The sequence below is a fragment of the Bacillus cereus genome (assembly GCF_002561295.1).
GTDB classification, from domain to species: Bacteria; Bacillota; Bacilli; order Bacillales; family Bacillaceae_G; genus Bacillus_A; species Bacillus_A cereus_S.
On sequence record NZ_NTUG01000009.1, the window covers coordinates 141,995 to 157,563 of the forward strand.

Below are 15,569 nucleotides of genomic sequence, written 5' to 3' on the forward strand. Positions count from 1 at the left end.
CAGGAAGATGTTTTTTTGTATTTTTTTCTAATACTGGATAAATACAATCCTATGTAACCTTACACATGCTTACATTCAATGTAATTTCAAATTCCCAAGTACATATGCAACAGCGAATCCCCCACTGCAACTTCTTCATTTGTTCTTTTGTGTACAATATCATAATACCTCGTGTTCAACTGATATTTAAACATTTAAATAAAAAGAAAGAACCGATTAACGATTATTAACCAGTTCAGCATGACGCTCTTTATTGGTAATTAACGTACGCAACTTGCCCCAATAATGATTAGTAAAATAAACAATACAACTATTAACGCAAATCCAGAACCTGTACCGCAACCTCCGCCGCCATAGCCACCGTATCCGCAACAACTGCTAGGGTATCCATATCCCCACATGACTTGCTCCACTCCCTCCGTACTTAAAAATTAATTTTCCTTAATAAAATATGTAGGACAACTATCACTTTGTATGTGCGTTTGCCTATAAAGTAAAACTTTAATCAGTGGGGGTTTTTTCCACCCCCACTGATTATTAGTTNNAGAGGCGCTTTTTGCCTCGTCCGAGGGAGCGAAACGGCTGGAGATTTTAGCCGCTAGAGCTGGACATTGCTTCCGCTGAATTTTGAGGTGGGAGTGTTACTGTCCGTTAATGCGGGATAAATCAAAAAATCCCTAACTCGGCTAGAAATTTTATATTTCGCACGAGATGTTCCCGCTTGTATAGAGATAATATTTGTGATATCAAGTAAACAAAAACTTTAATCAGTAATTTTTTCTTCCCTCCACTGATTACTCGCAAATAGCGTGATGCACTGTCCGTTTTCATTTTATATCTTGAAGCAATTTTCTTGCATAAGCCCTTTTCTCAGACGCATATAGTTATAGTGATGAAAAAGGAGGAATTTACATGGCACAATCTGAAATTGAAAAATATGGACAAGAGGCCGCTCTGTATGAACAGCTTACTCGTTACTATCAATATACAAATCAAAAAAAATATATGGAATTATATATGAAATATCATAATGCGATGACGAAACTTGTACATGCGTATGAAAAACGTGATTCTCAAGAAGCAACTCTGCCATCTTATATGAGAATATTCCATGCATCTCCTCAAACACCAACTATTGATCTTTTGGTGAATGGACAGAGGATAATTAAAAATATTTCATTTAAACAATACAGTCCTTATTTATCCTTATCTCAAGGGCAGTACCGAATTGATATTGTACCTGTCGGCAATGAAACACCTATTTTTTCCGCACTTGTTCCTATGATGGGTAACCATTCTTATACACTTGCAGCAATCGGTACAGATACACATATACAGTTGCAACCAATGCTTGATAATACTCCATTACAATCCGGCCAATCAAAAATACGATTTTCACATTTTTCACCTGATACTCCTGCCGTTCACGTATTAATAAAAGGAGGCGATTATTTATTTGAAAATGTCTTATTTAGACAAGTAACTGATTATTTACAGGTGAGCCCTGGAACAGCTGATATTGAAATTTCTCTTGCTGATACAAAAGAAGTACTTGCAACGATTCCTAACCAAAAGGTAGAACCAAATACAATTTACACATTTTCATTAGTAGGTTATTCACATCACTCTCCAAAATTAGAAGCTATAGTTCTTACAAATTAAAAAATCTACACCACTCTTCTTTGGTGTAGATTTTCCCCTTTATTTTTGAAACGACATATGAAATTCTGTCCATTCCGAATCAGAGCGACATGTAATAGCTCCGTTATGTTTTTCAACAATTTGTTTACATACAAATAAACCGATACCCGTTCCTAATTTCTTTGTTGTGACAAATGGTTCGAAAATCGTTTCAATACTTTCTGCTGGAATCATTGGCCCGTTATTTTTAATAACAATATGAATCCTCTCTTCATCTTCACATGCATCGATAATAATTTTCCGTTCGTCTTTAAGCACTTCGAGGGCATCGATTGAGTTCATTAATATATTTAAGAAAACTTGTCTCACTTCACTACGGTATCCTACAAATGGAATAGGGTACGGTAAGTTTTTTTCAATTGAAACATTTGAGTTAACTAGACTTGGATATAAGAAATGAATAATGTCATGAAACAGATCATTTAGCCAAAAGCGTTCAGACTCATTCCACATTTCTTTCTTTGAAACAAGTAAAAATTGTGAAATACGAAAGTTTAATTGATCCAATTCATGTGAAATAATATCTAAATATGATAAATTCGGATGATCTAATTTCAATAATTTCACAAACCCCATAATTGAGGTGAGTGGATTTCGAAACTCGTGAACAAAACTAGCTGACATTTGTCCCAAAATCGTCAATCTTTCTTTATGTGTTTCATTAATATATTGCTGTTTTTCCTCTAAATTTCTCGATATAATTTCCGAGTATTTTAAAACCGTATAATAAATTAGTTTGTCAAAACAAGTATGTATTTTTGTCATAATTGGTTTTAATTCTCGAGCTTTAACATCTAATTCGCACATTGCTTCAAATAGTTCATTTCTTCCTACATTCGCATTATAAACAAAATCTCCAATATTAGCATCTGCCCCTGCTCGCTCAATTGCAATTTTTTCACATAACGGCTGTAGCTGAGCTATATCCCTATCTTCCATAATAAGTTCAATAATTAGCTCTAATAGTTCCTCTCCATTCCGAGCTACTTCTTGCTTAAATGGATCTTTTTCGGAAATTATCATTTTGTTTTTCCAGTTCTCTACGAATTGGTGCCTATTGTTTTTCAAGTGCGAACAAAATACTTCTTTAATATCCTTATCGATTGGAAAAACCCCCATTCCCTCCATTTCCATGCGACGCATACCCTATATAGTTTGAATATTAACACAAAAAACAAGTTTCGTTAAGGGATTATTGTCACATTTTGTTAATTTCTGTTGATAAAATTAATTTAAATACAGGATTTAAAATGACTTTTTTTGCATCCTTTTCATTTCTTGCGTACAATAAGATATGAAAGGTGTGAAAAATATGGTAAATAAAAATGTGGAAGATTATCTCCAAGAAGGCATTCATGGCCAAAAGCAAAACAAACCAGACGAACGTAATATGTACTTAAGCACATTGCGTGAACGCGTAGAAATCGCTTTAACGATCGGTCAAGTGATGCAAAGTAGTGTTTACACAGAAATAGCAAATAGCATGCGCACTTCTCAATCATTACAACTGTATGTAAACGGCAGCATCTCTTACCCACATTTATCAAAATACATTAAATTGGCAAATGAAAAAAATGTACCATTTACAATCGTCCAAAATAAAGGCACACATACACCAATTGGTTTAGTTCTTGCACATAGTACAGCAGTAGATAAAGAACAAATCTATGTTGAAGATGCGATTTTCAAACAAGAAATGCAGTAACACGGGATAAACAAAAGGTACACTTCCTTAAATAGAAAGTGTACCTTTTGTTATTTTTTAATACATATTTGTTTCAGTTCTGTCATTTCTTCCATCCCATATTTAATCCCCTTCTCTTTCACATCACCATATAGCATGTAACTCAGAAAATTGGAATGTCATTACTCATACCTCAATTGCACCCATTACTTTCGTTAAATCATGTGTAAATACGCTGACCTGTAAAGTTTACGAACTTATCTGTTCTTGTAATGCTACTCGATTTTCTGTTTCTGAAATTAAAATGGGCACCGCTCGTTTTATCACTTCTATTTGTTTAATATAGTGACCATCTAATTTTTTAACACAAAAATTATAATCTCCAATTTCAACAACATCACCTTCTACAATTTCTAGATTCTTTGTTAAAATCCATCCACCAATTGTATCGATGTCATCGTCATCAATCGATAAACCCAATAATGCGTTTACTTCGCTAACAAGAACTTTTCCTTCCAAAATTGTTTTTGTTTCACTAATGTGTTGAATTTCTGGTTTTTCATCTATATCAAATTCATCTTGAATGTCACCGACAATTTCTTCTAATATATCTTCGACCGTTACAAGCCCCGATGTACCACCATATTCATCAATCAATATAGCAATATGTGTACGTTCTCGTTGCATTTTTAAGAACAAATCATGAATTGCAATTGATTCAATAACAAGTACAATAGGACGCGTATACTGCTCTACCGTTTCTTTACTAAAACCACTATGTTTCACAAAATCTGTGAAAATATCTTTAAAGTTTACAAAACCAATGACATGATCCTTATCCCCATCAACAACTGGGTATCTTGTATATTTCTCATGAGACATTTTTTGCAATGCTTCTGTAACAGGCATATCTTTATCTAAAATATGCATTTCTGTCCGCGGTACCATAATCTCTTTTGCAATACGATCGTCAAATTCAAAAATCTTATTTACATATTTATATTCAGATTGATTAATCTCTCCATTTTTGTAACTTTCCGACATTAACAACCGTAATTCTTCTTCTGAGTGAACTTCCTCATGCGCTTTTTTCGTTTCTAGACCAAATATTCTAGCCACGTATCGTGCCGAACCATTTAAAAGCCATATAAACGGAAAAGTAATTCGGTAAAAGAAAATAAGGGGTTTCGCAACAAGTAAGCTCACTTGTTCTGCTTTTTGAATTGCCAATGTTTTTGGCGCCAATTCTCCCACAACAACATGAAAAAAAGTAATGAACATAAACACGAGAGTCACAGCTAACATATCAGCAACCTGAGATGACATTTCCCATCTCGCAAAAAGCGAGTCAAACATATGCTTGATTGCTGGTTTTCCTAGCCACCCAAGTCCAAGAGCTGTAACTGTAATCCCTAATTGACAAGCAGATAAATACTCGTCTAAGTTTGTAATGACTGTTTTCACAGAAGCTGCACGCTTATTTCCTTCTGCAATCAAAGAATCGATGCGTGAACTTCTTACTTTTACAATTGCAAATTCAGCTGCAACGAAAAATGCAGTTAAAGCAATCAAAACAATCACCATACTTATACTATATATGTCCAAATACGTTTCCTTACTTACCTTGTAAGCAAGGAAGCCACCTCCTACTAAATTTATTCGAACGAAAAATCTTTTCTTATCATCTTACAAGTTTCTACATTCGCCATCACCTTTTTATACATTATATGCATACATAAAGAGGATATTTATATTTATGATAATCTAATTATCTTCTTTCCGTCAAACAAGAATCTTCGTAAAAAAATAGACATTTTTCTCTCTTTTTAGAAGAATTTATATGCTACAAAGCTACTCCTCGTGAAAAAGCACTTTCTTTGCCGATTCCTCACTTCTTTTGTCACTCATGCAGGGAAGAAACTTCCTACATCGAAATCATTCAACAGGATATATATAGGAGGGATTTACCTTGGAATATAAAACGCCCGTTATTGCGAAGAAGTTAGGTGTTAGCCCAAAGGCAGTGGTTCGGATTGCACAACAATTGAATCTCAATATAGAAAAAAACAAATATGGTCATTTCATTTTCACTCAAGACGACTTAGATACAATGTTGGAATATCATCGTTCTCAAATCGAACAAACTGCGCCACTAGCTACAGAATTAGCAATTGATCTCGAAAAATTTGTTACACAATTAAATACAATTACACACCGTTTAAATCGTATAGAGGAAAAAATGCTAGATAAAGCAGATGATGTCGTCAGTTATCAATTACTACAACATCGCAGAGAAATGGAAGAAATGATGAATAGAATTCAACAATTAGAGGCTGCTCTTGAAAAAAAAGAACCACTTTACATCACACCCGATATTACAGCTGATATCACGCCGACTTATGAACGAAAAGAAAAACCGAAACGTCGCAAAATGATTTTAAGTATATTTGGATTTTAGTTCTTTTCCAATCGTTTGTTCGCGCATGATTATTGACTCCCCCCTAGTCACATATCATGCGCTTTTTTATGTAACCAGATTAAGGTCGCAACCGACAAAGACTTCTACTGATGAAAGTTTTGCGGGACGATAAAAAGGATGTCTCATTACAAGACATCCTTTTTGTTATGATAACATCATATCTATATCTTCTGCTGCAGTGGTAATAAGCTTCAAACCAAATGTTTCTTGTAATACATCTAGGACACCAGGTGAAATAAATTCAGGTGCCTTTGGACCAATACGAATATCTTGAATTCCAAGGCTAAATAAGCCAAGTAAAATCGCCACCGCTTTTTGCTCAAACCAAGATAAAACAATACTAACTGGTAATTCATTCACTTCACATTGAAAAGCATCAGCTAAAGCCGCTGCTATTTTTATTGTGGAGATAGAATTATTACATTGTCCTAAGTCAATGTAACGTGGTATTTCCGTACCTGGTACAACACCATAATCCACATCATTAAAGCGGAATTTCCCGCACGAAGTCGTTAAGATAACCGTTTCTTGTGGAAGTGACGTTGCTAATTCACGATAATACTCTCCACCTTTACCTGGAGCATCACAACCTGCGATAACAAAAAAGCGTTTAATCTTCCCTGCTCTTACCGCATCAATGATTTCTGGCGCTAATGATAATACTGTATTATGATGAAAGCCTGTTACTAACTGTTCATCCGATTCCATATGTACTTCCGGAAGCTCCAGTGCTTTTTTGATCAATGGTGCAAAATCTTCATTTTCAATTTTCCGTACACCTTCAAGGCCCGCAATATCATACGAAAAGAAGCGATCCGAATAGGAACCTTTAATTGGCATCACACAGTTCGTTGTAGCTAATATCGCGCCGGTAAATTTTTCAAAGAGACGTCTCTGATCATACCACGCTTTACCAATATTCCCCTTTAAATGTGCATATTTTTTCAGCTGTGGATATCCATGTGCTGGCAACATTTCCGAATGCGTATAAATATTAATTCCTTTTCCTTCTGTTTGCTTTAATAATTCCTCTAATGCAAATAAATTATGGCCCGTAACAACAATTGCCTTACCTTCTACACGGTTTTGTGTAATTTGAACAGGTTCTGGAATACCAAAATGATTCGTATGGGCCTCATCTAATAACTCCATCACCCGTAAAGCTGATTTTCCAACTTTCATAGCCATATCAATATGTTCTTGTTCATTAAAGTTAGAATTCGTTAGTGTCATATATAAAGCTTCATGAGTTGTAGCATCTACAAATGGATCCGTATATCCAAGCTGTGCAGCATGGGTACGATAAGCAGCAATTCCTTTTAATCCAAATACAATTGTATCTTGTAAACTTGCAATTGTTTCATTTTTTCCGCAAACACCGATTACTTTACATCCGCCCGTTGGCGTTTGTTCACATTGATAGCAAAACATATCCCCCACCCTTTCCTAATCACTCATTACAACTAAAGTGTAATATACATGAAGAGAAAAGGATGTGATATCAATCACAATAATTTATAAAAATTTGTGACACATCATCTCGTTAACATAATATTTTCTTTAATTAACGCCTGGGCATGGGCATTTCCTTGAATAATATCCCGGAACTCTTTTAAAGAATACAAATGTGTTAACCCTTTCCGTGCATGAATCCGAACAGGTACTCCTTGCAGTGTATCATGAAAAGGAAACGGGTCATCAATTGGCTCAATTGGAAAACCAAGTGTAAGTAAATACATATACATTCTTTTTGTAACAACAGCAATATACCACTCAGCTTTCATTTCTAGAGCATGTATAAATAAAATAGCTGTTAACCTTTTGAAATGCCCTCTCCCGCGTGACGTTTTCACAATACTTAACTTCCCTATTTCATAAACATTTTTTAACCCTTTCACTAATTCATTTTCAGAAAACGGATAGAAAAACTCAGAATTAGAATGTTCAGGTGTCGAATACCGCATACACTCTACTGTACCGATAAAATGTCCACCTTCTATTAATAAAAATCGTGATGGATTTAAATTGCGCTCTACAAACATTAAATCTCTCTCTTCACAAAAATCTCCCCATAGTTGTTCGAACCAAAAATGCTCTTCCTTTGTTTGAACACGCTGGAACATATTTCTCCGCCTCTCCCATCGTCGCTCTTTTTTTGATAACGCTTTCATCATCTATCATATAAGAACAAACCTTCGTATGCAACCTAAAAATATTTCCTACATCATACATTCTATTAAATTAAACGATCTCCTATTCCAGTTATGCATTTATGTGAAAATTTTACAATAATAAAACATACTTTACATTCATTAGAAACACCCGGGTATTACACTCTCTTTATTCATACAGTGTATGTCTCACTCTTCATATAAAGTACATGAAAAGAAATCCTTTCCACAGAAGAGGATTTCTTTTCATGTTCCAATATTTTTTAACCACTTCTCAAAAATTTGCACAAGTCCATGCTTTCCAGCTAGTTTTTCTTCCCCTTGCTTCGTTTTATAAGGATATAATTGTAGAAAAACTCCACAACCTGCCTCTATTTTCTTCCCGTGCATATGACTACCTGGGTATACACAAACCACTTCGTGAATCGCTCTTCGGTGAAAAATACGTTTTCCACCCTGTTCTTCTACATATTTAATAGACCAATATTTATACATTTGCTCTGTTGCTTTTGTATTTCCTACAGGTTGAAAAATATTAAACATCGGACTATATTTCACTTCAATAATAATAGACGATTGGTACTCATGCCGCTCGCCTTGCTTCACATAACAATCTAGACGAATGTCTGGCTTCTTCGTATCTTCTCCATTATAAAAATGACTACCTTTACTAAGTGCAATGAGCGGATGTGTTTCAATTAAGTCATTAAACGCTACATGGATTTGAATATTTTCACGATTTAAAACAATGGTTGTGCCGTCTTGTAAACCATCTAAGTAAAAATAAGTTTGAATTTGTTCGCGTAATGGAATGTCATCTTTAAATCCTAATTGTTGTAATATGGAAATAATGATAAAAAACGCATAATACTCATAAACTAAAAACGTTGGTTTATATACAAATAGGAAAGCTGGAGATTGTTGATTATAACGTGGTAGAAATTCTAAATGATGTAACAGCTGACGGTGTGTAACCGGTAAAGCATGCATCGTTATATTTGTTCGTTCAGAAATTCCTCTCCAAAACGAAGAATTCAACAAACTTTGAAAGTACTGTACAGCTTGATGTAAAATATGATTTAAAATTTTATACTCTTGTATTTTCACAGACATTTTCCGTAAGTCAGCCTCTTTCAACAAATGAATATTCCGATATTTTTGTTTCTCCCTATCCGTTACAGATCCGTTTCTTTCAATCGTTTTCATAATTGTTTTCACAGATTGATATTCTTCTTTTTTTATATGTGTTTCTCGTTCTAATATTTCAATGGTCTTTTGTAAAAAAATCTGAGCTTCAAGCAAATATTGATAAAATTGTTTCGTTGTAAACTTTAAAAAAGCATTCTCTAAACTATTTGTTTGTTCTATAAACCGTCGATTATAATACTTGGCATGAAGCTTTTTTTCATTCATAATCACACTTTTCATTGTCGATTTCCGTTCCCTTATTTCCCACTGATAGCTATCCATGTACTTTGTTTTCTCTTCAATCTTTTTATAAAGCTGTTTTATTTTTTTTATTTTTTGTGGCAACACCCGAAGTAGCATTAAATAGGAGGAATCTTCAATATCAATTAGTGTTGAGAATGTCTTTTTATAATAACCGCGATCTAACATAATTTCATTCAAAATAGATTTCACATAACTTTGAATCGTATCGAATTGGTCATCAAAAAAATTTTTAGGAACAATTTGAAACGCTCCGTAATATACCTCTTCTTCCACTTGTACCTCAAAATGATACAAACCACAGCGCCATGGATAAAAATAATCTGTTTTTCCATGTTCATATAACAATACTTTTTGTTTTTTTTCATGCAATTCATATTGCCATTCTTTCTTATCTTTTTGCCCTTCATACACTTTATTCCATATAAAAGTAACACGAAGCGGTTTTTGACAATGTAACATCAAACGTAATGCTTTTAATTCTTGCACTTTATAAACACAATGCGCTATTGTTGTCGTATGTTTACAAAGTCGATTCAAAAATACAAAATCTCCCTTTCCTTCTGTTCCAATAATTAATTTCAATACAAACGGGAGCTTATCTTTTGTGTCTACAATTTCTGTCTCATGTTGCTCCTCATTTGGCATACCCATACAACTCCAATTCCCGCCGTTTTTCTCTTATATAAGCTAAAGAATGTTCGAATGCAGAGACGCAATTCGCAAGTGGTGATTGTAATAATGCTACTAACGATAGTCCTTTCTTTTCATCTTCACGAAGAAGAGGGCCGATTGTCATTTCCGTGCCACGTAATTTTGTTAAAACACGCTGTTTTACTTGTAAATCAAAACCTTCTTCTCGGCTAATCATATAAGATTGATTATCTTTTCGGGGGATATTTTGCAAATAAGTTGCAATCGCAGCAGCACATCGAAAAGAAACGCCTTTCGATGCGTCATGTGATGATATTAAGGCATGTAATTTGTCTAATAGTTCTAATTCTTCTTCAGAAAACACATCAATCATCTCTTTATTTCGTAACCAACTCATACGAAATTCTCCTGTTGTGACTTGCAGTGGCGGAATTTGTATCCCTTGATTTTTCTGCATATTGATTTCACAAAATGGAATTTTTTGAAGTGTAATAAGGTTTGCGCGATCTAATAAACGATCGGATAACTCTTTCGTTGTTTCATCAAAATTTACAGTCCCAATAAAAATAATATTTTCACCAATTTCAATTTTGGGCGGAACTATATTTTCTATCTCATTCCCTTCCTCATATAAGGAAAGAATACGATTTTTCTTTTCTAATTGCAGAATCGATAAAAATGGTGTAAACCAATGTTCAATATGTGACATATTCATTTCATCAAATACAATCATATAAAGTTGATTCGGATTTTCATATGCTTTTAATAATGTCCGAATCAACCTCGTTTCACTCTCAATATACGTTCCATTTGGATGAAGATAGCCTAGTATATCATGCGGTTCTTGATAAGACGGAGAAATGGGAATCCATAGCAATTCTTCCCCATATGTTAACCCTAACGCTTCTGCATATGCCTGCACAAATCGTGATTTTCCGATTCCCGGAATACCCGCAAGAATTGTTAATGGATTTGTTTTTGCACTAATGTGAAAATTGAAAATATCCGTCGTATCTAAATATAGGCCTTTATCATTAATTACATCCTGTACATACTGTATAAAGGTTGATTCACGCTCATTCCATTCGGGTTCTTCTTTTTGCACTTTTATGTCTACTACTTCCACCCGTTTTCCCTCTTCGATAATTTTCTTTAGCAGCTGATCATACATATTTTCCCGTACAAAATACAAATGATCATCCGCTTTCACTTCTATATATTTGTTCCAATCATCAATTTCAATATACTTACATTCCTTTTTTTGTTCGCAGTATGCAATTGAACTAATGGATGCTTTTAATGATAAATTTCCATATAATCTGCCTTCATACCATAATAGCTCAGGCAGTTCGAAATCATTTGGAAATTTAGGGATCAGAAAAGATAAATACCCATTACCTAGCTTTCGTTCTAAAGATTCCCTTTTTTTATATCCTACTAATCTTGGCGATGGAATGATCTTATATCCACCAGTCACAATTTCTTGTTGCTCTGTACAAATTAATTCAACGTACAAATTCCCTCTATCATAATAAAGGCGAAACAATACCAACTGTCTTTCTAACTTCTTTTTCTTCAAGTCCGCAAAGATTCTCTCATTTTTTTTGTTGGCATATAACCCTTCAAACAAATATGTTTCGCCTTCAAATTGCGATTTTAAGATTGAAGGAATTTGTGAAAGACACTGTACAGAAAAAGTATCTTTTTTCTCCTCCTCACCTTCAACAAACTTCCCAAGAAACCTCATGTGATACATCCGTTTTATAAAGCTTGAGTGGAGAGCTTTCTGTAACTTCAATACGACTCACCTTCTTTTTTCCATGCTATTCTTATTGTATGAACTGTAAAGGTAAACTAGAAATAAAAAAAACCTGACATACTCCGTCAGGTTACAAAAAGTAAACTTATATTAATGAGAAGGAAAAGCTTTTTTCTCCTGCATAATTGCATTGTTAGCAATTTTCATTTTAGCAAGTACATATCGTAGTTTATCCTCGGCATTTTCATCTTGATTATGCTGCAAGCTTGCTAAAGTTTCTACAGAACAAGCCAAATTTTCAATTGCTCCACGTAGTTCGGGATGATGATTAAAAAAAGATTCTTGCACTAATACTTTTCGCAAATCACTTGCTAATTCGATAATTCTTAACAGTTGTTCTTTCTCTTCCATTCTCATCCCCCCTAAACATCTTATATATTAAATATTCTATAAATAACATAAAATTCCTTGTATCCAAAGAAAAAAGTCCTTTAGAAGGACTTTTTCTTTTTACATTTTTATATTTCCTGTTACAAGCATATAAATCGATACCACTGCTGCAATCACAATTACAACCATGACATATCTCTCCATGCCAGAAAAACAACGATTTCCTTTTTCTTTTCGAGCAAACATATAAACAACTAGTCCAATACCATACACGATTGAGACGAGTAATAAATTTTTCAAGCCAGCTGCATAAATCAGCCATACGGAATATAATGAAGCAATTGAAGCAAGTATTCCACTTTTCAGCCTCGCATGTTTCAGTTCCTTCGTTATAACTAATTTTAACTGATACAGTGCTGATAATAAGTACGGCAGTAAAATAGATGTAGACGCGATAAAATACATGATTTGATACGTTGATTCCGAAAACAAAACAATTATAAATATCACTTGTGCGACACAATTTGAAATCCATAATGCAGCATGCGGTGTCTGTTTTTTATTTGTCTTCGTAAAGACTTTCGGAAATACACCATCTTTTCCTGCCACGTGAGAAATTTCAGAAACGAGTAAGAACCATCCAATTAAAGTTCCAACAAGTGAAGCGACCAATCCAATATTGATAGCAATTGCTCCCCATGGTCCAACAACATGTTCTAATACATGTCCCATTGAAGGCGTTTCTAACACGGAGAGTTCTTGCCTTGTCATAGCCCCCATGGAAAGGACTGAGATTAAAATATAGATCGACATAACTAAAATTAATCCAACAACTGTTGCCTTCCCAACATCACGACTATTTTTTGCTCTACCAGATAATACGACTGCTCCTTCCACACCGATAAATACCCAAAGTGTAACAAGCATCGTATTTTTCACTTGACCAAGGACAGAAGAAATAGAAACGGTTCCCTCTCCCCAAAAATCATGTGTAAATGTATCCCAACGAAATGCTGTAACCATAACTACAATAAATAATAAAATCGGAACCAATTTTCCAATTGTTGCAACAAAATTCATAATCGATGCTTCACGAATCCCAATTAAAATAAGGAAATGAAGTGTCCATAATAATAGAGATGCACCAACGATAGATGCAACATTATTCCCTCCTTTAAAAATCGGGAAAAAGTATCCAAGCGTACTAAACAATAACATAATTGTAGCTACGTTTCCTAAAATTCCTGCAAGCCAGTATCCCCATGCACTGTTAAAGCCAATGTATTCACCGAACCCTGCACGTGCATAACTATAAATTCCACCCTCAAGCTCTGGTTTTTGTCTTGCTAACGTTTGGTATACAAGCGCAAGCGGAATCATTCCCAATGCCGTAATACACCACCCAATTATCGTTGCGCCGCTATTTGCACCTACTGCTAAATCATGCGGTAAACTAAAAACACCACCGCCAACCATTGTTCCTACTACTAATGCGATTAATGGAAAAAATCCTAATTTCTTTTCTATTGGTACCACCCCATCTGTCATTCTAGGTGTTATGCTTATCCGTTCAACTATTAAAGTCACCTTTTTCTCTAATAGATGTTTCTATTATATTTTTTCAGGAAAACATTACTTATTCTAAAAGAAAATGAGCAAAAAGGGAATACTTTTTTGAAAAAATGTATAAGTATGCACAAAAAAACCGTTCATTTTATTATGAACGGTTAATTCTTAGCTATTAATTTGTATATTTTTTGCAAATTTTAATGAATTAACTCCTCTTTTTCTAAAAATTGTCTCGCTACTTTTTCCGCACTTTCACCATTTACATTTACTTCATAATTCATTTTTCTCATATCTTCATCTGAAATTTTCCCAGCAAGTTTATTTAATGTCTTTTCAAGTTCAGGATATTTATCAAGAGTTTCTTTTCTTAATAAAGGAGCTCCCTGGTAAGGTGGGAATAGTCCTTTATCATCTTCTAGTACCTGTAGTCCATATTGCTCAAGTTCACTATCCGTAGAATAAGCATCAATGACAGTAACATCTCCAGATTCTATTGCACTATAACGTAACTTTGGTTCCATTGTTTTGACATTTGAAAACTGGAAGTTATATAACTTTTGGATCCCTTTATATCCATCTTCCCGATCTGCGAACTCTAATGTAAATCCAGCCTTAACATTTGCTGCAACATTTCGTAAATCTGAGATTGTCTTCACATTATATTGCTCTGCCACATTCTTTGGCATTGCAAGCGTATATGTATTGTTATATTCCATCGGCTGCAGCATTACCATATTATATTTCTTTTCCATCCCTTGGCGCGCTTGTTCATATACTTCCTGACGATTTGTACTTTTCGGATCCTCTTTTACAAAAGTAGATAAAGCAGTCCCTGAAAATTCAGGATATATATCAATTTCTCCCGATTTTAAAGCTTCAAAAACAAACGCTGTTTTTCCAAGTCCTGGTTTTAATTCTACATCTAAATCCGTATCTTGCTCGATCAATTGCTTATACATTTGAATTAAAATTTCTGGTTCAGATCCAAGCTTTCCAGCAATCACAATATCTTTCTTTTGCGTATTCCAAAGAAATGGTGCGGCAATAACTACAGCGATAATACAAATTGCCGCTATAATTCGCTTAGGAGAGCGCCCTGTACTTTCAAACATCCGAAGTACTCCATCAAAGAATAAAGCTAACAGTGCGGCTGGTATAGCCCCTAATACGATAAGAGCATGGTCATTTCGGTCTATACCGAGTAAAATAAGCTTTCCAAGCCCTCCAGCTCCTATTAAAGCAGCTAATGTAGCTGTTCCGACAATTAATACCATTGCCGTGCGAATTCCAGCCATTATAATTGGCAATGCAAGCGGAAGTTCCACCTTCCATAGTCTTCTAAAACTATTCATTCCCATCGCTTTTGCTGCTTCAATAAGTGATTCATCTAACTCACGGATTCCCGTATATGTATTTCGTAAAATTGGTAATAACGCATACACAACCAGCGCGATAATTGCTGGTACTTTCCCAATGCCAACAAGCGGAATTAAAAGTCCAAGTAAAGCTAATGAAGGGATTGTTTGCATAATCGCCGATGTGCCTATAATAAACTCAGCAATTCGTTCTCTTCTCGTTAACCAAATACCGAGTGGAACTGCAATCATCACCGCAAAGAATAAAGAAATAAGTGAAATTTGTAAATGCTCAAGCAGCGCATGAAATAACTCTATTTTTCGTTCTTGAAACGTTTGTAATAATGCAGACACCAGT

General features: G+C 34.6%; 13 protein-coding genes and 1 pseudogene. 3 read left to right on the forward strand and 11 right to left on the reverse strand.

Annotation, left to right across the window (positions count from 1 at the left end; genetic code table 11):
- Positions 1–260: 260 nt before the first annotated feature.
- Positions 261–401: a YjcZ family sporulation protein gene (locus tag CN373_RS07870; RefSeq protein ID WP_000264592.1), complete on the reverse strand. Its 141-nt coding sequence runs from the start codon at positions 399–401 to the stop codon at positions 261–263.
- A gap of 511 nt (positions 402–912) precedes the next feature.
- Between CN373_RS07870 and CN373_RS07875 the strand changes: the two genes are divergently transcribed.
- Positions 913–1,662 carry a DUF4397 domain-containing protein gene (locus CN373_RS07875; protein WP_000079178.1) on the forward strand — a complete coding sequence of 250 codons (750 nt, stop codon included), beginning with the start codon at positions 913–915 and terminating at the stop codon, positions 1,660–1,662.
- Between the two features lie 39 nt (positions 1,663–1,701).
- Here CN373_RS07875 and CN373_RS07880 read toward each other — a convergent pair whose 3' ends face one another.
- Entirely contained in the window at positions 1,702–2,835 is a 1,134-nt protein-coding gene (locus CN373_RS07880; RefSeq protein ID WP_000425103.1) for a BA2291 family sporulation histidine kinase, read from the reverse strand.
- Between the two features lie 178 nt (positions 2,836–3,013).
- Between CN373_RS07880 and CN373_RS07885 the strand changes: the two genes are divergently transcribed.
- Positions 3,014–3,406, forward strand: coding sequence for a YueI family protein (locus CN373_RS07885; RefSeq protein WP_000247553.1), 393 nt, complete (start codon positions 3,014–3,016; stop codon positions 3,404–3,406).
- 50 nt (positions 3,407–3,456) lie between these two features.
- Here the strand turns inward: CN373_RS07885 and CN373_RS25815 are convergent.
- Positions 3,457–3,631, reverse strand: a pseudogene (locus tag CN373_RS25815) (aldehyde dehydrogenase family protein); the annotation flags it as partial.
- Positions 3,632–3,634: 3 nt separating this feature from the next.
- Positions 3,635–4,969, reverse strand: coding sequence for a hemolysin family protein (locus tag CN373_RS07890; RefSeq protein WP_000237226.1), 1,335 nt, complete (start codon positions 4,967–4,969; stop codon positions 3,635–3,637).
- A gap of 385 nt (positions 4,970–5,354) precedes the next feature.
- On the opposite strand from CN373_RS07890, the gene CN373_RS07895 reads away from it, so the two are divergent.
- Entirely contained in the window at positions 5,355–5,843 is a 489-nt protein-coding gene (locus CN373_RS07895; protein WP_000456028.1) for a hypothetical protein, read from the forward strand.
- A gap of 165 nt (positions 5,844–6,008) precedes the next feature.
- Here the strand turns inward: CN373_RS07895 and hcp are convergent, their stop codons facing one another.
- From hcp to CN373_RS07930, 7 genes are all read right to left on the reverse strand, one after another.
- Positions 6,009–7,295 carry a hydroxylamine reductase gene (gene hcp / locus CN373_RS07900; RefSeq protein WP_000458875.1) on the reverse strand — a complete coding sequence of 429 codons (1,287 nt, stop codon included), beginning with the start codon at positions 7,293–7,295 and terminating at the stop codon, positions 6,009–6,011.
- A 104-nt stretch (positions 7,296–7,399) separates the two neighbouring features.
- On the reverse strand, positions 7,400–7,987 hold the full coding sequence (locus tag CN373_RS07905) for a hypothetical protein (RefSeq protein WP_000487797.1): 588 nt from the start codon (positions 7,985–7,987) through the stop codon (positions 7,400–7,402).
- A gap of 294 nt (positions 7,988–8,281) precedes the next feature.
- Positions 8,282–10,132: a hypothetical protein gene (locus CN373_RS07910; protein ID WP_001132394.1), complete on the reverse strand. Its 1,851-nt coding sequence runs from the start codon at positions 10,130–10,132 to the stop codon at positions 8,282–8,284.
- A complete protein-coding gene (locus tag CN373_RS07915; protein ID WP_098359043.1) occupies positions 10,122–11,936 on the reverse strand; it encodes an AAA family ATPase in 1,815 nt (604 codons plus the stop codon). Before CN373_RS07915 ends, CN373_RS07910 begins: the two co-directional genes overlap by 11 nt.
- Positions 11,937–12,047: 111 nt before the next feature.
- Positions 12,048–12,308 carry a hypothetical protein gene (locus CN373_RS07920; protein ID WP_000391443.1) on the reverse strand — a complete coding sequence of 87 codons (261 nt, stop codon included), beginning with the start codon at positions 12,306–12,308 and terminating at the stop codon, positions 12,048–12,050.
- 99 nt (positions 12,309–12,407) lie between these two features.
- A complete protein-coding gene (gene arcD, locus CN373_RS07925) occupies positions 12,408–13,835 on the reverse strand; it encodes an arginine-ornithine antiporter (RefSeq protein WP_002056612.1) in 1,428 nt (475 codons plus the stop codon).
- A gap of 218 nt (positions 13,836–14,053) precedes the next feature.
- Positions 14,054–15,565: an ABC transporter permease/substrate-binding protein gene (locus CN373_RS07930; protein ID WP_001275064.1), complete on the reverse strand. Its 1,512-nt coding sequence runs from the start codon at positions 15,563–15,565 to the stop codon at positions 14,054–14,056.
- Between the last annotated feature and the right edge of the window lie 4 nt (positions 15,566–15,569).

Coding starts and splice junctions, on each gene's coding strand:
- CN373_RS07870 (WP_000264592.1), bottom strand. CDS start 401: ATGTGGGGATATGGATACCCTAGCAGTTGTTGCGGATACGGTGGCTAT.
- CN373_RS07875 (WP_000079178.1), top strand. CDS start 913: ATGGCACAATCTGAAATTGAAAAATATGGACAAGAGGCCGCTCTGTAT.
- CN373_RS07880 (WP_000425103.1), bottom strand. CDS start 2,835: ATGGAAATGGAGGGAATGGGGGTTTTTCCAATCGATAAGGATATTAAA.
- CN373_RS07885 (WP_000247553.1), top strand. CDS start 3,014: ATGGTAAATAAAAATGTGGAAGATTATCTCCAAGAAGGCATTCATGGC.
- CN373_RS07890 (WP_000237226.1), bottom strand. CDS start 4,969: ATGGTGATTGTTTTGATTGCTTTAACTGCATTTTTCGTTGCAGCTGAA.
- hcp (WP_000458875.1), bottom strand. CDS start 7,295: ATGTTTTGCTATCAATGTGAACAAACGCCAACGGGCGGATGTAAAGTA.
- CN373_RS07905 (WP_000487797.1), bottom strand. CDS start 7,987: ATGTTCCAGCGTGTTCAAACAAAGGAAGAGCATTTTTGGTTCGAACAA.
- CN373_RS07910 (WP_001132394.1), bottom strand. CDS start 10,132: ATGCCAAATGAGGAGCAACATGAGACAGAAATTGTAGACACAAAAGAT.
- CN373_RS07920 (WP_000391443.1), bottom strand. CDS start 12,308: ATGGAAGAGAAAGAACAACTGTTAAGAATTATCGAATTAGCAAGTGAT.
- arcD (WP_002056612.1), bottom strand. CDS start 13,835: ATGACAGATGGGGTGGTACCAATAGAAAAGAAATTAGGATTTTTTCCA.